Source organism: Corallococcus sp. EGB (assembly GCF_019968905.1).
Lineage (GTDB): Bacteria > Myxococcota > Myxococcia > Myxococcales > Myxococcaceae > Corallococcus.
On the sequence record NZ_CP079946.1, the window covers coordinates 5,325,604 to 5,344,150 of the forward strand.

12 protein-coding genes are annotated in these 18,547 nt (G+C 69.6%); 6 read left to right on the top strand and 6 right to left on the bottom strand.

Translation table 11 applies throughout. From position 1 onward, the window contains the following. Positions 1-4 precede the first annotated feature (4 nt). Positions 5-1,870: a hypothetical protein gene (locus KYK13_RS21925; RefSeq protein WP_223632547.1), complete on the top strand. Its 1,866-nt coding sequence runs from the start codon at positions 5-7 to the stop codon at positions 1,868-1,870. Positions 1,871-1,938: 68 nt separating this feature from the next. Beyond that, positions 1,939-3,066 (top strand): heparan-alpha-glucosaminide N-acetyltransferase domain-containing protein, encoded by a 1,128-nt coding sequence (locus KYK13_RS21930; protein ID WP_223632562.1) that lies wholly within the window; start codon positions 1,939-1,941, stop codon positions 3,064-3,066. Here the strand turns inward: KYK13_RS21930 and KYK13_RS21935 are convergent. Continuing rightward, positions 3,023-3,514 (bottom strand): VOC family protein, encoded by a 492-nt coding sequence (locus tag KYK13_RS21935; protein ID WP_223632564.1) that lies wholly within the window; start codon positions 3,512-3,514, stop codon positions 3,023-3,025. The two genes, KYK13_RS21930 and KYK13_RS21935, sit on opposite strands and share 44 nt — an antisense overlap. A gap of 143 nt (positions 3,515-3,657) precedes the next feature. Between KYK13_RS21935 and KYK13_RS21940 the strand changes: the two genes are divergently transcribed. Further along, entirely contained in the window at positions 3,658-5,490 is a 1,833-nt protein-coding gene (locus tag KYK13_RS21940; RefSeq protein ID WP_223632565.1) for a VWA domain-containing protein, read from the top strand. A gap of 101 nt (positions 5,491-5,591) precedes the next feature. Here KYK13_RS21940 and KYK13_RS21945 read toward each other — a convergent pair whose 3' ends face one another. Beyond that, positions 5,592-6,194: a hypothetical protein gene (locus KYK13_RS21945; RefSeq protein WP_223632567.1), complete on the bottom strand. Its 603-nt coding sequence runs from the start codon at positions 6,192-6,194 to the stop codon at positions 5,592-5,594. 214 nt (positions 6,195-6,408) lie between these two features. Here KYK13_RS21945 and KYK13_RS21950 point away from each other — a divergent pair, with 214 nt between their 5' ends. Then, entirely contained in the window at positions 6,409-7,011 is a 603-nt protein-coding gene (locus KYK13_RS21950; protein WP_223632570.1) for an expansin EXLX1 family cellulose-binding protein, read from the top strand. Between the two features lie 32 nt (positions 7,012-7,043). On the opposite strand, the gene KYK13_RS21955 is transcribed toward KYK13_RS21950, so the two are convergent. From KYK13_RS21955 to KYK13_RS21970, 4 genes are all read right to left on the bottom strand, one after another. Beyond that, complete coding sequence (locus tag KYK13_RS21955) at positions 7,044-7,640, bottom strand: hypothetical protein (protein ID WP_223632572.1); 597 nt, start codon at positions 7,638-7,640, stop codon at positions 7,044-7,046. A 120-nt stretch (positions 7,641-7,760) separates the two neighbouring features. Then, on the bottom strand, positions 7,761-13,304 hold the full coding sequence (locus KYK13_RS21960) for a DNA repair ATPase (RefSeq protein WP_223632581.1): 5,544 nt from the start codon (positions 13,302-13,304) through the stop codon (positions 7,761-7,763). Between the two features lie 39 nt (positions 13,305-13,343). Beyond that, on the bottom strand, positions 13,344-15,506 hold the full coding sequence (locus tag KYK13_RS21965; protein ID WP_223632583.1) for a hypothetical protein: 2,163 nt from the start codon (positions 15,504-15,506) through the stop codon (positions 13,344-13,346). Positions 15,507-15,621: 115 nt separating this feature from the next. Continuing rightward, on the bottom strand, positions 15,622-16,434 hold the full coding sequence (locus KYK13_RS21970; RefSeq protein ID WP_223632585.1) for a hypothetical protein: 813 nt from the start codon (positions 16,432-16,434) through the stop codon (positions 15,622-15,624). A 224-nt stretch (positions 16,435-16,658) separates the two neighbouring features. Between KYK13_RS21970 and KYK13_RS21975 the strand changes: the two genes are divergently transcribed. Then, the gene (locus KYK13_RS21975; protein WP_223632587.1) at positions 16,659-17,717 is read left to right on the top strand and encodes a DNA topoisomerase IB; all 1,059 of its coding nucleotides are present in this window, start codon (positions 16,659-16,661) and stop codon (positions 17,715-17,717) included. A 79-nt stretch (positions 17,718-17,796) separates the two neighbouring features. Further along, the gene (locus tag KYK13_RS21980) at positions 17,797-18,528 is read left to right on the top strand and encodes a 2OG-Fe(II) oxygenase (protein WP_223632590.1); all 732 of its coding nucleotides are present in this window, start codon (positions 17,797-17,799) and stop codon (positions 18,526-18,528) included. Positions 18,529-18,547 lie beyond the last annotated feature (19 nt).

Here is an 18,547-nt window from a genome sequence, read left to right on the forward strand (position 1 = left end):
TCCCATGACCAACACCATCCGACGCGCCTTCACGGCGCTGCTGACGCTGACGTGTCTCGGGGCGCTCTCCGCCCAGGCCGCCACGGGTGTGCAAGGGCCCGTGCCCCCGGCCTTCCAGAACCGCCTGATGGTGGGCCTCTTCGAGGAGGCCGGTCAGAGCTGGATGCGGGACAGCGGCGTGCCGTGGGACGCGAGATACCGCTATTTCACCAAGGGCTGGGCGGACAACTGGGGCTACGGCGCCCACGATGGCAGCTGGGCCGCCAGCTTCTTCACGGAGACGAAGGCGCAGGGCTTCGTCCCCGTCGTCACCTACTACCAGCTCTTCGGTGAGCCGGGCGGCGGCGAGCAGGAGACGCTGGCGAAGCTGAAGAACGCCAGCACCATGCGCTCCTACTTCGAGGACGTGAAGCTGCTCCTCCAGCGCGCGAAGGCCTTCGGCAGCCCGGTCATCCTCCACGTTGAGCCGGACGCGGTGGGCTTCCTCCAGTTCCAGACGGCCTCCAACCCCAACGCCCCCGCGGCCGTCGCATCCACGGGGATGCCGGAGCTTGCGGGCCTGCCCAATACCGTCGCCGGATGGAGCCTGGCTTTCCTCCAACTGCGCAAGGCCATGGGTGCGAACAACGTCGTGCTGGGCCTGCACATCTCCGCGTGGGCCAGCGGCAAGGACATCGCGTTCAACTCGCTGACGGATCCGCTCCAGCCGGAGGTGGACAAGGTCGTCACCTTCCTCAACCCGCTGGGCCTGGGCGCCAACGTCACCGGCGCCACCTACGACGTGCTCGTGGGCGACCCGCTGGACCGCGACGCGGACTACTACCGGCTCACGCAGGGCGCGGATCACGCGTGGGACATGAGCGACACGGCGTCCCTCACGTCGCGCTCGTACAACCGCTACGCGGAGTGGCTGCGCCTCTGGAACCAGACCACTGGCAAGCGCTGGATGCTCTGGCAGATCCCGCTGGGCAACTCCAACCACCTCAACGTCTACAACAACGGCGGCCCGCGCCAGGGCTACAAGGACAACCGCACCGAGTACTTCTTCGGCGCGAGCGGTGATGCGCACCGGCGCAAGTTCGCCAACGTGGGCGTCGTCGCCCTGTTGTACGGCGCGGGCGCGGGCGGCCAGAGCTCCTACCAGAACGACCAGTCCACCGATGGCCAGCCGTACCTGAAGCAGCGCGCGGGCGTGTTCCTCAACGCGGGAGGCCTCACGCTGCCCGCGGCCGGCACCACCCTTCCGCCCCCGGGCGGCGGCTCCACCGACGGAGGCACCGTGGACGCCGGCACCCCGCCCGTCGACGCGGGCACCGACGGCGGTGTCGATGGTGGCACGCGCCCCGATGGTGGCGTGGACGGCGGCACGCGTCCGGATGCCGGCACTGACGGCGGCACGGGCTCCACCGACGCGGGCACACCAGCCGATCCGTCGAAGTACGGCTTCGAGTCCAGCGCGCAGGGTTGGAGCGCCAGCGGCGACGCGCTGTCCGCCGTGAGCACCACCACTTCCAAGGCCTACGCGGGCACCCGCTCACTGGCCGTGCCCTTCAACGGCACGTCCGGCAACGGCACGGTGGCCGTGTCCAACGCGGCCGTGCCGTCCGGCAAGACGGTGACGTTCCAGCTGTGGCTGCCCACCGGCAGCAGCATCACCGGCGTCCAGCCCTACACGCTGGAGGGTGCGTCCGCGAACTGGCGTTGGACGGGCAACTGGATCGCCGCCAGCAGCCTCAAGGCCGGCACCTGGAATGCCATCACCGTGAAGTTGCCCTCCGGCTCCACCACCCCGCTCTACCAGCTGGGCGTGGAGTTCCAGACGACGGGCGCGTGGAACGGAACGGTCTACCTCGACGCAATCAGCTGGTAGTCCAAGCAGTTTCCGGTCCCGCGTGCGCGTGCAACCGCCCGCGGGACCGGCGTAGGGTAGCGCCGCCCGTGAGTTCCCAGACCAACGCCGTCCCCGTGTCCCGCGAGCGCGTGCGCGCCATCGACTGGCTGCGCGGCCTCTCTGTCATCGTGATGCTCCAGACCCATGCGCTCGTGCTGCTCACCCCCGAGCTACGCAAGAGCGTGTGGACAGGGCGGCTGCTCAAGGTGGACGGACTGGTGGCCCCGGCGTTCATCTTCTCCGCCGGGTTCGCGCTGGCGCTGCTCATGGTGCGCAGCGCCGCCGCGGGCGTGCTGCACGAGCGCGTGCCCCGCAACCTGCGCCGCATCGCGGAGGTGTTCGCCGTCGCGGCGCTCGTCAACGCCGTGTGGTTCCCCATCCGCTCCGAGCCCGTGTGGCTCCTGCGCCTGGACATCCTCCACTGCGTGGGACTGTGCCTGCTGCTCACCCTGCCCCTGGCCGGGCTGCTGGCCTCACGCCCACGAGTCCTCGCGGGCACGGCCCTCCTCCTCGCGATGGTGGCGTTCGCGCTGGCGCCCTTCAGCGACTCCGCGGGCGAGCCCTGGGCGTCGTTCCTGCGCAAGTCCAACTGGGCCCCCTTCCCGCTGGTGCCCTGGGTGGGCTTCGCGTGGCTGGGCGCCTTCGCGGGCTGCATCGCGGGCGCGTGGGGCCGCAAGGGGCTTTCGTGGGCCCTGGGCTTCCTCATCGCGCTGGGCCTTCTGGGCACGCTGATGCCGGGCGTGCTCAACAACCTCTACCCGCCCCACCGTTTCTTCGTCACCAACCCCTCCAACTCCGCCACCCGCTTCATGTGGGTCTGCGCGGTGCTGTGGTTGATGCTGTGGGCGGAGGGGCGGATGGCGCCGGACGCGAAGCCTTCCCGCGCGCGCCGCTTCCTGGAGGTCTTCGGAACGTCGTCGCTGTCCGCGTACTTCTTCCACGAGATGCTGCTGTACTACCGCGTCTTCGGCGTCTTCTCGTTCCAGAAGCTGTGGGGCGACTCCAGCGGGTGGCTGAAGTTCACGGGCCTGCTCGCGCTGCTCATCGCGTGCACGTACGTGCTGTGCGTCGCGTGGGATCCGGTGGAGCGCGCGGTGAAGAAGGGCTTCGCGCGCTCCACCCAGTGGCTGCTCAGTGCGCCGCGCTGGCCGCGGCCTGTTCGAAGGCGCGGATGATCTCCGGCGGGGCCTGTACCAGCTCAATCAGCACGCCCTCGCCGCTCAGCGGGAACTGATCACTCGCCTTCGGGTGGATGAAGCACACGTCGAAGCCCGCCGCGCCCTTGCGGATGCCGCCGGGCGTGAAGCGCATGCCCTGCCCCTCCAGCCACTTGACGGCCACCGCCAGGTCGTCCACCCACAGCCCCACGTGGTTGAGCGCGGGGTCGTGCACCTTGGGACGGCCGTCGGGGTTGACGGGCTGCATCAAGTCCACCTCGACCTTGAAGGGGCCCGTGCCCGCCACGACGATGTCCTCGTCCACGTTCTCCTTCTCGCTGCGGTAGGTGCCATGGGCGGTGAGGCCCAGCGTGTCCACCCACAGCTTGCGCAGGGCGCCCTTGTCGAGCCCCCCGATGGCGATCTGCTGGATGCCCAGAATCCGGAACGGTCGTGTCGTCTCCATGGGCGGGCACCGTCGCAAAAGGGGTCCCCCCACGCAAGCGCGGCCCACGCCCGGACCCGGGAAAAATTCACCGGATAAACCCATTCCGGAGGTCGGTCGTTTCCAGGGGCACGCTGACTTCCTCCCGTGGTCCCGGAGCCGCCATGTCCCCGTTCTTCTCGAAGCGCCGCGTGTCCTTCGTCAGTGGTGCCCTCCTCTGCGCAAGCCTCGTGAGCGCGTGCTCCTCGCTGGAGCCCGCGCCCCGCTCCGAGCTCAAGCCGCAGGCCTTGGCCACCACCCAGAGCGCCCCCAAGGACGAGGCCAGGTCCCAGATGGCGCCGCGGCCTCCGCCGCCCTCCACGCCGGCCCCGGCGGCCAGGAAGAAGATGGGCGACGTCGCCGCCGCCGATGACACCAGCGCCGCCTCCTCGGGCGAGGCAGAGGAATATGCCCCCTCCAGCACGGCCATGGCCGCCGCGCCGGAGCCCGCGATGCGGCGCGCGGCGCCGGCCAAGGAGATGAAGGCCCCGATGGCCGTCGGTGCCCTGGCTGGCGCAAGCGCCCCCATCACGCTCCAGCAGCCGATGGAGAAGCGCAAGCTGGACATGGACGGTGACAAGACCGTCGCCGAGGGCGGCAACACCTTCGAGGCCTACAAGCCCAACGCCTTCACCGAGACGGCGAAGGACAACCTGTCCACCTTCGCGGCGGACGTGGACACGGCCTCCTACTCCATGGCGCGGCGCTACCTGCAGCAGGGCCAGCTGCCGCCCACCCAGGCGGTGCGCGTGGAGGAGTTCGTCAACTACTTCAAGTACCGCTACACCCCGCCGGAGGAAGGCGCCTTCACGGTGCACCTGGAGGGCGCTCCCTCGCCCTTCAACGCGCGCCGCCAGTTCGTGCGCGTGGGCGTGCAGGGCAAGGTCGTCTCCCGGTCGCAGCGCAAGCCCGCGCACCTGGTGTTCCTGGTGGACACCAGCGGCTCCATGTCCTCGGCGGACAAGCTTCCGCTGGCCATCGAGGCCATCAAGATCGCGGTGAAGAACCTCAACGAGAACGACACCGTGGCGCTCGTCACCTACGCGGGCTCCACGCGGGACGTGCTGCCGCCCACGCCCGCCACGGACGTGAAGAAGATCCACGCGGCGCTGGACTCGCTGTCCGCGGGCGGCGGCACGGCCATGGGCTCCGGCATGGAGCTGGCCTACAAGCACGCGGTGAAGAAGGCGGCGGGCGGCGTGGTGTCCCGCGTGGTGGTGCTCACGGACGGTGACGCCAACATCGGCAACACCTCCCCGAAGGCCATGCTGGCCAGCATCGAGAAGTACGTGGCCGAGGGCGTCACCCTCACCACGGTGGGCTTCGGCATGGGCAACTACCACGACTCGCTGATGGAGCAGCTGGCGGACAAGGGCAACGGCAACAGCTTCTACGTGGACAGCCTGAAGGAAGCGCGCAAGGTCTTCGAGACGCAGCTCACCGGCACGCTGGAGGTCATCGCGAAGGACGTGAAGTTCCAGGTGGAGTTCAACCCCAAGGCCGTCACCCGCTACCGCCTGATGGGCTACGAGAACCGCGACATCGCGGACAAGGACTTCCGCGACGACAAGGTGGACGCGGGTGAGATCGGCGCGGGCCACACCGTGACGGCGCTCTACGAGGTGGAGCTCACGGCGGACGCGCCCCAGGAGCTGGCCACGGTGCGCATCCGCGCCAAGGCGCCCAACGGCACGGAGGCGAAGGAGCAGGCCTTCCCGCTCACCCGCGCCAACCTGAAGCCGTCGCTGGAGGCCGCGTCGCCTGACTTCCGCTTCGCCCTGGCCGTGGCCGCCACCGCGGACATCCTCCGCGCCGCGCCCGCCGCGGAGGGCTGGAGCCTGGCCACCACGCAGAAGCTGGCGGAGGGCGCCGTGGCCGGTGACGCCGATCGCACCGAGTTCGTCCGCCTCGTCGGCCAGGCCCGCGCGCTGACCACCGCGTCCGCCAGCGGCCGCTGAAAGGAATACCCAGCTCGAACCAACGGGGAACGCGCAGCAAGGGGGGCCCTGCCCGCCACCGGGGATGCACCGGTGGCGGGCAGGGCTTTTTCAGGGATGCGTCAGATGACGGTGATGACGGGGGGCGTGGTGGTGGTGAAGAAGTCGGAGAAGCTGGCCGACCAGTAGGTGCCCGACTTGCCGTTGATCTTGCACGCCTTGGTGCCGGAGGCGCTCAGGTTGGTCCCCGTGCTGTTGAGGCCGATGCCGCCCGTGCTGATGCTGCCCGTCATGTAGTCACAGTAGATGTCCGCGTTGCGCGTGGTGGAGAGCGTCGTGGGGTCCACGGCGCGCACGGCCATGATGTTGGCGGCCGAGCCGGTCCATCCGTTGCGCATCACGAAGCCCACCGCGAGCCCCAGGCTGGAGCCAGCGAGGGACACGGTGCCCGGAGGGCTGAGCGGGACGCTCTGGATGACCTGCGAATCACCAATCGTCAGGGTGCAACTGGCGCCACCCGTGCGGGTCAGCACGATGTTGTACTGCGGCGGAGCCGTGGTGATCTGCACCGTGGTCGCCTCGTAGTCACAGCCCTGCGAGGACGCCGTCGTCAACCGCGCGCGCTGCTGCGAGAGCTCCGCGCCCTCCTCCTGCTCCGGAGCACCACAGGCGGAGAGCACGAGGGCAGACCCGATACGCACCACCGATGTCAGCTTGTTCATCATGGGAATTCCTTTCCTTGTTGGGGAACGGGAAGGTCCGGACGCTAACAAGTCTGCCGGGCAGAACCAACACTCGGAGTGATGTCTGCCCTTGACGCGCAGCACTGCATGTATACTGCGCGGTATGAACCGACCCGCTTCGTTGCAAAACGCGTTGGTGTTGGCCCTGACCTCGCTTGCCTGTGTGGCATGCGGCGACTCCGCCTCGGGCGGGGGCGTGTCACTGGGGAAGGAGCAGAAAGGGATTGCGACGTTCTACGACGCCACCGGCGCCGGCAACTGCTCGTTCGACAAGGGCGGCGACCTGATGGTGGCCGCGATGAACCGCGAGCAGTACGACAACAGCGCCGTCTGCGGCGAGTGCGTGGACATCGTCGGGCCCAAGGGCAGCGTGCGCGTGCGCATCGTGGACCAGTGCCCGGATTGCGACCGGGGCCACCTGGACCTGTCGCGTGAGGCCTTCGCCAGGGTGGCGGAGATGAAGGACGGGCGGGTGGACATCACCTGGACCCCGGTGTCCTGCGACGTGGCGGGCCCCGTGGAGTACCACTTCAAGGAAGGCAGCAACCCGTGGTGGACGGCCATCCAGGTTCGCAACCACCGGCTGCCCATCCAGAAGCTGGAGTGGAAGCGAGACGGCGATTGGAAGGCCCTCCGCCGCGAGAGCTACAACTACTTCGTCACCGACTCCGGCGTGGGCGAGGGCCGCTTCCAGCTGCGCGTCACGGCCAGTGACGGCCAGCAGCTGGTGGACACCGTGGAGAAGGTGCTGGACGACGGCAGCGTGGACGGGGCGGAGCAGTTCGCACCCCAGAAGTAGGCGCGCCCTCCGCCGCCCCGCCCGTCAGCGCATCAGTACGTCATGACGGTCCGGGGCGTCTCGCTGGTGAAGAAGTCCAGGTAGGTGGCCACGTAGTTGTTCCCGGTGCCCGTCTGCCCGGAGATGGTGCCGTTCTTCGTGCCGGACACGGTCAGCGTCGTCCCGTCGGAGCCGATGGACAGGTTGCCCGAGTAGATGGAGCCCTTGCCCAGGAACACGGCCAGCCCCTCGGAGCGGACGGTGTCCAGCGTGTCCGGCGCCAGGTGCTTGATGCCCAGGGACTGGGGCGCGCTACCGCTGACGCTGCTCTTGGACGTGTAGCTCACGGCCACGCCCAGGTCGTTGGCCGCCAGCGACAGCAGGGGCGCGGTGCCCGTGGAGGAGCCCACCGCGACGCTGCCCGCGCCGAACGCGCAGGTGTCGCCCGCCGCGCGCGTGACCGTGACGTCGTAGATGGGGGGCAGCGTTCCCGGCCGCGCCGCGGACGACACCGTGAAGGTGCAGCCCCGGGACGTCCCCGTCACCAGCGCGGACTCCTGGGTGGCGAGACCGCCCTGCTCTTCCACTCCACCACACGCCATGACCATGGCGATCGCACTCAGGGAAACGACGGACTTGAAGAGATGCATGACATTGACCTCGGGGGTTGGAGCAGCGCCGTCCCCCTTAAAGGCCAATGCCAGACAAGAAAAACGCCATTCCCTGGACGCCGCGGGGGTTCGAAATCATCCGCGACGTTCGTCCAACCCCTAGCGCCGCAGCATGCCGCGCAGCAACTCCAGGGCCTCGGTGACCCCCTGCCAGACCTGGAGCGCCTTGATGCCTTCGCCTTCCCCCTGCACGTTGCGGCGTGCGGCGCGCTCCAGGGGCAGCAGCGCGCCCTCCACCAGCTCGATCTGCCGGCTGAGCTCCGCCGGTGACGGGCCGTTCGCGGCGCGATGGAGCCCCTCCGCCGGTGAAGGCATGGATACCGACACGGGCCGGTCCGCCAGGGCCGTGATGGCCTTGGCGAGCTGCGCCATGTACGGGCCGAAGTCCGGCGCGGGCGCCTGCGGCATGGGCGCGTTGATCAGCGTGGGCGCTTCCGCCGCGGTGGCCACGCGCTCCGTGAGCGCCTTGAGCAGCTGCGCCAGGTGCTTGAGGTATGGGGTCAGGTCCGTGGCCGGAGCCTGGGCGGCCACCGGAGCCGGGGGCGCGGCCGGGAGCGACACCTGCACGGGGGCGGGCGGCTTCCGGGCGGCCTCACGGCCCACGCGGGCCACCTCCAGCACGGCCTCGCGCAGGGCCTCCAGCTGCGGGGCGATTGGCGTGTCGTCGCTGGGGGCGTTCACCTGCGCGACGGCCTGCACCACCGCGTCGCGCACGGAGCCCAGCTGCTCCTCGATGGCGCCCAGCTGGCCGGTGACTCGCGCCACGGGGTCGTCCTCCTTGCCCCCCATGCGCTTCACGCGGGCGAAGCCCTGCTTGATCTCCTCCCAGCGCTTCGCCTTCTCCGGCGTCAGGCGCCCGCGCATCTCCTGGAGCTTGAGCAGGTTCTGCTCCGCCGCCGTGGTGAGCGTCTGGGATTCACCCTGGTAGTGGTCGTCGATGCGGCGCTCCAGCTCGTCGTCCGTCATCGCGGAGACGACCTTCTCCGCCAGCTTGCCCATGTTGCGGTAGCTGCCCTGCAGCTTGAACGGAGGCTCCGTGCGGAAGCGCTCGTCCTGCGCGGCGGACGCGATGTACTGGAGGTTCACCTTGAGCAGCACCTGCTGCACGCGGAAGAGGCGCTGGAAGACGGCGATGATCTCCTGGAGCTCCGCCGCCGCGTAGCCGTGCTTCAGCTCGCCGGAGGGGACGTCCTCGCCCTTCGCCATCCGGATGAGGCGGTGCACGTCCTGCGGGTCGCGCGTGGCCAGCGGCGCCAGCACCGGGTTGGAGGTGAGCGCGTTCTCCAGGTAGCTGAGGGCGAACAGCTCCTCCTTGCCGTCCAGGATGTCACCCAGGTTGTAGGTGTCCGCGCGGTTGGCGAGCATGTCCGGGATGCGGAAGCGCTCGCCCGTCTCCGTGTACGGGTTGCCCGCCATCACCACGCAGAACTTCTTGCCGCGCAGGTCGTACGTGCGCGTCTGGCCGTTCCAGACACCCTCCACGCGGCGCTGGCCGTCGCACAGGGAGATGAACTTCTGGAGCAGCTCCGGATCCGTGTGCTGGATGTCGTCGAGGTAGAGCATCACGTTGTTGCCCATCTCGAAGGACAGGTTGATGCGCTCCACCTCCTGCCGCGCGGTGGCGTTGGGCGCCTCCGCGGGATCCAGCGACTTCACGGAGTGGCCCAGCGCCGGTCCGTTCACCTTCACGAAGGTGAGGCCCAAGCGGCTGGCCACGTACTCCATCAGCGTCGTCTTGCCGTAGCCCGGCGGCGACATGAGCAGCAGCATGCCCATGCGGTCCGTGCGCTTGCCCTCGCCCGCCGCGCCCAGCTGCTTGGCCAGGTTCGCGCCGATGAGCGGCAGGTACACCTCGTCGATGAGCCGGTTGCGCACGAAGCTCGTGAGCACCTTGGGCGTCAGCTCCTCCAGCCGCAGCTTGCGCCGCTCCCGGTCGAGCAGATCCCTCAGGTACGCGCGATATGCCGAGTACGCGGGCACGCGCACCTGGCGGAACTCCCCCAGGCGGGCCAGGAACTCGTCCAGGCGCAGGGACAGCTTGCGGTCCTGGATGCGCGGGTGGCTGCCCAACAGGCCCGTGGCCTCCGTGGCGGTAAGGGCGCCCGCGGTCTCGCGGTCCAGCTTGCGCTCGGTGAGCAGCACCACCGCCGTCTCCAGCGCGACGTGGGCCGCTTCACCCGGGCCGCCCTCGCGCCGGGCGAGGAACGCGTCCACCCAGGCGCGAGCGATGCGCAGGCGCTCCGGCAGGTTCTTCTCCAGGCCGCGCAGGTCTTCGTCGAACGCGGTGCGCGAACCGTGGCGGTCCAGGTGCGCAAGGAACGCGTCCTTCAGTGCCAGCGCCTCGCGGCTGGTGGTGAAGCGCGGGCGGTCCACCGCCAGCTCCTCCACGAGGTAGCGCCCCGCCTGCCGACCCTCCGCGGGTGAAGCGGTGAGGCCATGGCCGTGGAGGAACGCGAGCACGCGCTCGCCCAGCTCATCGCCCAGCGCCACCAGGTCCGACCCGATGTCGAACGCCTGCCGCAGCCGCGCGAGGCTCCGCGCGCGTCGGTGGAACACCCCCCGGAGCGCGTCGTCCGTGTCGAAGGCCCAGTACAGCGCGGCCCAGGCGCGAGGCACCGGGGCGAAGCGCAGCAGGCCCGCGCCCTGGTGCAGCGCGAGCAGCTTCTCGAGGATCGCCGCCGCGTCCGCGTCGTGCACGCCGCGCTCGTAGCCCTCGTCGAAGCGGTCCGCCGCGTACGCGCGCACGCGCTCCAGGAGCTGCTCCTGCGCGCGGGCCTCGTACAGCGCCGCGAGCGTGAGGCCGCCCTTGCCCTCCTCCGCGTCCATCAGCAGGCCCGCGGCCAGGTACTCCGCGCGATAGACGTCGCGCGTCTCGGAGACCAGGTGCTGCTCCCAGAGCTCGCGGTACTTGAGCAGCTCCGGGTCCTCCACCTTCTGCGCGTAGTCGGAGCCGGTGAGCTGGAGGTACAGCGCGCCGTCGCGCGGCACCAGGGTCAGCTCCAGCGGCTGGGTGTTCACGTGGAAGCGGTAGGCCCCCAGCTTGATGAGCCCCTCGCCGCCCTCGAACAGGTCCTGCTTGTCGCGCAGGGCGCGCAGGGCGTCCTGCTTCGCGGACTTCACCCGCGACATCACCTCGTCCGCGCGGACGCTGTCCTGGAGCGCCAGCAGCTGTTCGGACAGCTGCCGCAGCTTGAGGATCATCGCGTCGGACGCGAAGTAGGCGTTGAGCTCGTCGTCCGCCTTGAACGACTTCGCCCGGCGCTGCACGCCCTGGAGGATGCGCTCCGCCGCGCCGAAGAGGCCCGAGGCCCGGCGCTGCCGCTCGTCCACCAGCGCCTGCTTGCGCGCGCCGAAGGCCTCCAGCAGCTCCTCGCGCTTCTGGGTGATCTGCCCCAGGAACTCGTCGAACTCGCCGAAGCGGCCCTCCAGCTCCTCCAGCAGCACGGTGAGCTTGGAGAGCGCCTCATCGCACTTCTCCGGCAGGTCCGCCTGCGACAGCGCGTTCTCGATGCTCTGGCCCAGCAGCTTGAACTGCGCGCCGAACTCCGCGCGCTTCTCCTTGCCGGACAGCTCCTTGCGCTTCGCCTGGAGCCCCGCGCGCACGCGGTTCAGCCGGCTGAACAGCTCGGAGATGCCTTCGAGGATCCGGGCCCGGGCCAGCGGGTCGCCCACCTGGAGCCCGCCCACCACCTCACCCAGGACCTCCAGGCCCTGGCCGGTGCGCTCCACGTCCTCGCCCAGCGGAGCCAGCTCCGCCGTCGTCGTCACGGGCTCCAGCCGCTCCAGCAGCCCGTCCAGCCGCGAGGCCAGGGGCTGCAGCGCTTCGCCCTTCTGGAGGAAGTCCACGCACGCGGTGCTCACCGCGTCGGACGCGGCCACTACCGCCTGCTCCAGGGCGTCCACGCGCCCCAGGTCCATGTAGCGGACGTCCTTCAGCGTGATCAGATGTCCGCGGTGCCGGCGCAGGTCCGCCAACGCGCGCATGAAGCCCTCCGCGTCGTTGAGCCCCTCCGGCTGCGCGTTGAGCAGCAGCGTCTCCTGCGCCTGCGTGGCCTGCGCGAGCGACTCCTCCGCGCGCTTGCGCATCGCGAGGACCTTCTCGAACTCGTCGATGATGAGCTCGGAGGTCCGGCGCAGCTGTTCAATGGGCTCCTGGAGCCCCACTTCCGCGTGGGACAGCCAGTAGTACGCGTCCAGGGCGCGCGTGGCCGCGGAGACCAGGTCCTCGTAGGTGCGGCGCGTGGGCTTGTCCGTCTTCGCCACGCGCGGCAGCGTCAGCGCGTCGCTGATTCCGCGCACCAGCTCCGCGTTGCCCACCTTGCCCAGGTAGCCCGGCGCGGGAGGCAGCTGCGCCGCGTGCTCGTCGGAGACGAACGGCGTCTGCCACACCTGCATGGGGTGCACGCGCGTGGGCTCTTGCGACGTGGCGCGGAACACCACCAGCCCGCCGTCCGCGAAGAGGCTCATGCCGTGCGCCTGGAGCGGCGTCTGCACCTCCTTGCGCACCAGGTTGTACGGGAAGAGCACGTAGGCGCCCTCGTCCCGGCGGTGGAAGACGTAGAGCACGTCCTCCCCGTTGGGCGACCGCACCGCCTGGTGGAACTCCATCCCCTCCGAAGCGCCGTCGAAGACCTTGTAGTCGCCCGTCTGGAGGTAGTAGCCGCCCGGGAAGACGATGCCCTGGTCCTCGGGCAGCCGCACGCAGGACTGGCCAATGGCGTCGATGCGCACCACGTGCTGGGTGCGCGAGTTGAAGACGAGGTAGCGGTACGCCTTCTCCCGGAACGGCAGCACGCGCAGCAGGATGAGCCCGCCCACCTGCGTCCAGGCGAACTCCGCGTCGTCCAGCGATTGATCCGGATCATCCACCGGCTCGCTGTAGATGCCCAGGCCGGTGGCGGTGTTGTTCTCCACCTTCACGGTGAGGTCGCCCTTCACCGTCTCCACGAAGACCTGATCCAACACGTTGACGTGCGGGTGCTGGCCCAGGACGTACTGCTCGCGCGTGGCCACCGTCCACTCGAAGTCGTGCGACGGCGGGTAGACGTGGTCGCGCTCGCCCTGGTTGTCCACGTAGGTGGCGCGGCCCTCCACGTCCACGTTGAAGCGGAAGACCTTGAGGTCGCGCGCGGACTGGCCCGTCTGGAACACCGCGAGCAGCCGCGAGTCCCGCCGCCGCAGCTGCAAGAGCTTCGCGTCCTTGTAGTACTTGTACAGCTCGCCGAAGTCCTTCACGAACCGGGGGTCCGCGAGGAAGCCGCCGGCCTCCGTGGGAGGCACGGCGGACAGATCAAACCCCTCGGCCGTCTTCTCGAAGCGGTGCAGCGAGAAGACGTCCGAGACGTTCGTCTCCTTCTTCAGGCCGATGAAGACGTTGTAGCCGAAGAGGAGGTACTTCCCGACGCTGACGATGTCGCGGGGGACGCAGTTGTTCTCCGTGCGAACCCGCTCATTGCCGATGACGGTGAGCTCCGTGCCGCCGAACAGCGCCTTGCGCCGGGCGTTGAGGTCGTTCGCCTGGGTCGCCAGCGCGTCCGCCTGGGAGAGGAGGCGCGCACGGATGACCTCGTAGCTGCCGCCCTCCAGCGTCGCCTCGCCCCCGGGCGCCTGGGCGCCCGGGGTCTTGGTGCTGTCAGTTGCCATGGATGTTCACCGAAAGGAGGTTGCGATTGGCGGGACGCTTCAGCCCTGCTGCTTCTGCGCGAGGGCCGCGGCTTCCGACTGCACCAGCGCCTTGATGCCGGCGGCGGTGGTCTCCGTGGGGCTCACCGACATCCGGTTGAGGAGCGCCGCGACGGCCAGGTTCTGCGCGTCGTTGCTGAGGCCCGGCTTGGAGAGGATCTCCTTCAGGTCCGCCGGCAGGTCCTTCTCACCGTTGAGGTAGCCACCGAGCGCCTTCTTCAGCGACTCGCCGTGCTCCAGCGCGCCGTCCACCGAGCTGCCGATGGACACGGCCTTGATGAAGTTCTCGAAGAACTTCCCGTCGCCGCCGACGATCTGGAACTTCGCGTTGCTGAACGCCTGGGCCAGGACGCTGGCCTGGGCCTGGGCGATCTCCTTGCGGACGTTGATGGCCGCCAGCTCCACGTCGCGCTCCTTCTGGAGGCGCAGGCGGTACTCCTCGTGCTCGCGGCCCACGCCGTCCAGGGCCTTCATCGCGGCGGCCTTCTCCGACAGGCCCCGGGCCTCGGCCATCAGCTTCTCCTGGATGGCGGCGGCCTCGGCCAGCTGCTTCTCGCGCGTGGCGAACGCTTCAGCCTCGCCGCGCTTGTGGATGGCGGTGGCTTCGGCCTCCTGCACGCGGGCGTTGGCCAGGCCCTTCTGCTCGGCGCCGGCGGCCTCGGCGAGCAGCTTCTCGCGCACCGCGGCGGCCTGCGCCTGGCCCTGCTTCTCGATGACGGAGGCCTCGGCCTCCTTCACGCGCACCTGCGCCATGCCCAGCTTCTCCGTGGCGGCCGCGTCGGCCTCACGCACGCGCGCGTTGGCGAGGCCCGCGGCGGCGGACTCGGCCTGGATTCCCTCGGCCAGCCGCATCTTCGCCTTGGCCTGCTTGTCCGCGGCCTCCAGGTCCGCCTCGGCCAGGGTCAGCTTCTCCTTGGCGTGGAACACGGCGATCTTCGCGCTCGCGTCCGCGGCCTGGATGTCCTTCACGGACGCCTCTTCCGCGTGCGCCTGGGCGGTGATGATGACCGCCTCCTTGGTGCGCTTGGCCTCCGCCGTCACGCGCAGGTCCTTGATGTTCTCCTCTTCCTGGGCGACGGTCTTCTCCACCGCGATGCGGGAGCGGATCACGTCGGCGATGGCCTTCTTCTCCGACTCCAGCGCCTTCTCCTTCGCGATGCGCTGCAGCTCCGTCTCGCGCTCGCGGTTGATGGCCTCCAGGGCGCGGTCCTTCTCCACGCGCTCGGTCTCCACGCCCACCACGCGCTCGCGGTTCTTCTGGGCCACCTGCACCTGGCGCTGCTTGTTCTCCTCGTTGATGGCGATCTCTTCCTCGGCCTTGATGCGCGCCAGCTGGGCCTTGGCGAACTCCTCGCTCTTCACGCGGTCGGCCTCGGCCGTCTCGCGCGCCTGGATGCTGTCGATTTCACGGCGCTGCTTGGCGGCGGCCTCCTCGCGCTGACGCTCCAGGGCGAAGATGGCCTCGTCCGCCTCCACGTTGCGCTTGGTCACCGCCATGCGCTCGGACTGGCGCAGCTCGTTGGTGAAGACGTTCTGCTCGGTGGTGAGCTGGGTGATCTTCCGGATGCCCTGGGCGTCCAGGATGTTGTCCTTGTCGAGCATCTCCACCGGGGTCTGCTCGAGGAAGTCGATGGCGCAGTCCTCCAGCATGTAGCCGTTCAAGTCACGGCCGATGGTCTCCACCACCTTGTCCTTGATCTCCTCGCGCTGGGTGTAGAGCTGCTCGAAGTTGAAGGACTTGCCCACCGTCTTGAGGGCCTCGGAGAACTTGGCCTCGAAGAGGTTCTCCAGGGTCTCATGGTCGGAGGCGCGCGCGCAGCCGATGGACTGGGCCACCTTGAGCACGTCCTCACGCGTCTTGTTCACGCGCACGAAGAAGGTGACCTTGATGTCCGCGCGGATGTTGTCCTGGCAGATGAGGCCTTCCTTGCCGCGGCGGTCGATCTCAACCGTCTTCAGCGAGATGTCCATCACCTCCGCGCGGTGGACGATGGGGAGCACCACGGCGCCGGTGAAGGTGACCGTGGGCTCGGTCTTCATGGTGTTGACGATGAGCACCTTGCCCTGATCCACCTGTCGGTAGAACTTGGCCACGCTGACGAAGATGCCGAAGAGGATGATGACGCCGCCGCCGATGATTGCTGCAAGGCTGATGGGATCCATGGCCTATCCTGTGAAGTCCGTTGGGCGGGCCTTGTTCCAAGCACTCGGGGTCCCCCGCGAAAGCCACCCGGTGCCGATTGTCGCGTCCGTCCGGAGGAGCCCGGAGGACGCCAATTCATCGCTGGGCGCGGGCTCGCGCGAGGGCCGCGGCCTTCAGCGGATCACGCAGCTGCTCCATTTCCTGCGGCAGGAGCCAGTCCACCGGCTCCACCTCGTATACGCCCCGCTCCGCGTCGTAGCCGAGGATCAACGCCGGCTGGCCGCGCTTGAGCTGGTTGGGCTTGTCACAGAAGACATTGAGGATGAGGCCCGCGCCCCCATCGTCGAAGGTGGCGTGGCCATCCCTGGCCGTCACGCTGCCGCTGGAGATGGTGCACACGCGGCCCATCAGCGCTTCGCGGCCCGGGGCCTTCTTGGCGATGAAGATGGGGCGCAGCGGCCGCACCGCGAGCCCGCCCACCACCGTCCCCACCGCCGCGCAGAGCAGGCCCAGGCCCGTGCTCACCAGCCACGAGGGCAGCACGGAGAGCGCCGCGTGCGTGGCCTGTCCACTGAGCAGTGACAAGGACCAGGAGAGGAACACCACCAGGCTCACCGACACGGTGACGGGGATGCCGCCGAAGCCCAGCGCCGCGAGCAGGCCCGTGGCGGCCTCCGCGTCGTGCAGGTGCGAGTGGCCCCCGTGGTCGACCCCATGCCCCGCGACGGCCTTCGCGCCGCCCTCCAGCAGCCCCGACGTCGCCTTGGCGCCGCCCTCGAAGGCGCCGCTCACCGCCTTGGCGCCGCCCTCCAGGTCCACGTCGCCATCCAGCAGGTCGATGCCCGCCGCGCCGATGATCACGCACAGCCAGTACGCCAGCACCACCCCCAGGAGGATGGTGAAGAGGGCGGTCGGAAACGCCAGCAGTGCGTCGAGGAAGGTCGTCATGCCTCGGGAATAAATTCGGAGGTGGGAGTCGCAACGAACTCTAAGCGACTGCACCGCCATCCGAAAATGCCACCCCGGGCTTTTCTGCCCGGCCACCCTCCGTGCCACCAGGGGGCAACCGGATTGCCGCCCCGGCGTGGGCTGCGCACTACAGGGAGGCGATGCCCTCCCATGCCGCCGTCTCAGATTCCGAGCGCATTCCTCCGCCCTTGAGCCGTCGGAGGATGACGCAGCTGGAGCGGCTGCGGCTGGGCGGCCACCGGCGGCTGGGGACGATGAAGCGCGGGTTCCGCTACGTGGACGCGCGAGGCCGCGCGGTGTCCCACGCGGAGCGCGAGCGCATCGCCGCGCTGCGGCTGCCCCCTGCATGGACGGACGTGTTCATCTCACCGAAGGCCTCCGCGCGGCTCCAGGCGGTGGGCCGGGATGGCGCGGGCCGGTGGCAGTACCGCTACAGCGAGGCGCACACGCAGAAGCAGCGGGATGCGAAGTACCGGCGGATCGTGAGCTTCGCGCAGGCGCTGCCGAAGATGCGGCGCCAGGTGAACAAGGATCTGCGCAAGCGGGGGCTGGGCCGGGAACGCGTGCTCGCGGGGATGCTGCGCATCCTGGGCACGTGCTTCATCCGTCCCGGCAGCGAGCGCTACGCGGAGGAGCACGGCAGCTTCGGCCTCGCCACGCTGCGCTCGCGCCACGTGAAGGTGCATGGCGACACGTTGGTGTTCGACTACCCGGGCAAGTCCGGCGTGCGGCAGCACCGCGAGCTGAGGGACCGGCGCGTGGCGACGCTCGTGCGGCAGTTGCTGAAGGTGCCCGGGCGAGACGTCTTCAAGTTCGTGCTCGACGACGGCGCGGTGGTGGACGTGCGCCGCCGGCACATCAACGAATACATCCAGCAGGTGATGGGCCCGGGCTACAGCGCGAAGGACTTCCGCACCTGGGCGGGCACGCTCATCTGCGCCTGCGCGCTGGCACGCGCTCGCGAGCGGGTGAAGGCGGACGGCGACGGCGGCCCGGTGAAGAAGACCGTGCTCAAGAAGAGCATGGTGGCCGCTGTGCGCGAGGCGTCCGAACAGCTGGGCAACACGCCCGCGGTGGCGAAGGCGTCGTACATCTACCCGTCCGTGCTCGTCATGTTCGAGCGCGGCCAGGTGGTGGACCGCTACTTCGAATCCGTGGACGAGCTGGCAGCGCACGCGGGTGAGGGCATGCACTGCTCGGAGGAGGCCCTGCTGCACATGCTGGACAAGGCGAAGGGCGCCGCGAGGCAGGCCTCCGTGTAGCCACGGGCCTGGCCGGGAGGGAGGCGAGCGGTGGCGGTTCCCCTCTCGCGCGCGCCGGGAAGGCGCTAGCGTCCGGTTCGTGCCCGAGTACGTCACCCACCCCGACGCCCTGCCCCACTCCGAGCTGGAGTCGCTGGGAGATGCCCTGCTCGGTTCGAGGTTCGTCGCGCGCAGCCCGCTGATGGGGACGTTCCGCGCGAGCCGGGGCTTCGCGTTCATCTTCACGCGCGAGGGCCGTGCGACACTGGAGGCCCGATTCCCGTTCCTGTCCGTCTACCTGCGCCGCGTCCTCGAAGACGCCGCCGCGCAAGAGGTGGTGCCGGTGAAGCGGCGGTGGTTCGGCGGCCGTGAGACGCGTCCGCGTCCCAACGCGTTCTATCTGAACCTGCTGCTGCTGGACGCGGGCACGCCGGTGGGCCGCCACATCGACGCGACACTGCAGGAGCCGAGCGGCGTGGCCGGCGCGACCCCTGAGTACGTCAGCGTCCTGTACCTGCGGGTCCCGGAAGGAGCGCAGGGAGGCGCGCTGCGGCTGCTGCGCGACAACCAACTCCAGGGCGAGGTGCGACCCCAGCCGGGCCTGCTGGTCCACTTCCGAGGCAATCTCCAGCACGAGGTCCAGCCCTTCACCGGAGGCCCCGAAGGAGCCCTGCGCGCGAGCCTCGTCTGCGAGCAGTACGCCTTCGCGGACCACGTGCTCCCCCGGCTGCCGGTGTTCCGCATCCATTCCAAGGCGGGCTTCTCCGCCTACCTGGAGGCCCAGCGCGAGCGCGACGGCGCGCCCCCTTCCGTGGGGATCCTGGAGGATTGAGCGCACCCGCTCCTGGAGC

Coding starts and splice junctions, on each gene's coding strand:
- KYK13_RS21925 (WP_223632547.1), top strand. CDS start 5: ATGACCAACACCATCCGACGCGCCTTCACGGCGCTGCTGACGCTGACG.
- KYK13_RS21935 (WP_223632564.1), bottom strand. CDS start 3,514: ATGGAGACGACACGACCGTTCCGGATTCTGGGCATCCAGCAGATCGCC.
- KYK13_RS21940 (WP_223632565.1), top strand. CDS start 3,658: ATGTCCCCGTTCTTCTCGAAGCGCCGCGTGTCCTTCGTCAGTGGTGCC.
- KYK13_RS21945 (WP_223632567.1), bottom strand. CDS start 6,194: ATGATGAACAAGCTGACATCGGTGGTGCGTATCGGGTCTGCCCTCGTG.
- KYK13_RS21955 (WP_223632572.1), bottom strand. CDS start 7,640: ATGCATCTCTTCAAGTCCGTCGTTTCCCTGAGTGCGATCGCCATGGTC.
- KYK13_RS21960 (WP_223632581.1), bottom strand. CDS start 13,304: ATGGCAACTGACAGCACCAAGACCCCGGGCGCCCAGGCGCCCGGGGGC.
- KYK13_RS21965 (WP_223632583.1), bottom strand. CDS start 15,506: ATGGATCCCATCAGCCTTGCAGCAATCATCGGCGGCGGCGTCATCATC.
- KYK13_RS21970 (WP_223632585.1), bottom strand. CDS start 16,434: ATGACGACCTTCCTCGACGCACTGCTGGCGTTTCCGACCGCCCTCTTC.
- KYK13_RS21975 (WP_223632587.1), top strand. CDS start 16,659: ATGACGCAGCTGGAGCGGCTGCGGCTGGGCGGCCACCGGCGGCTGGGG.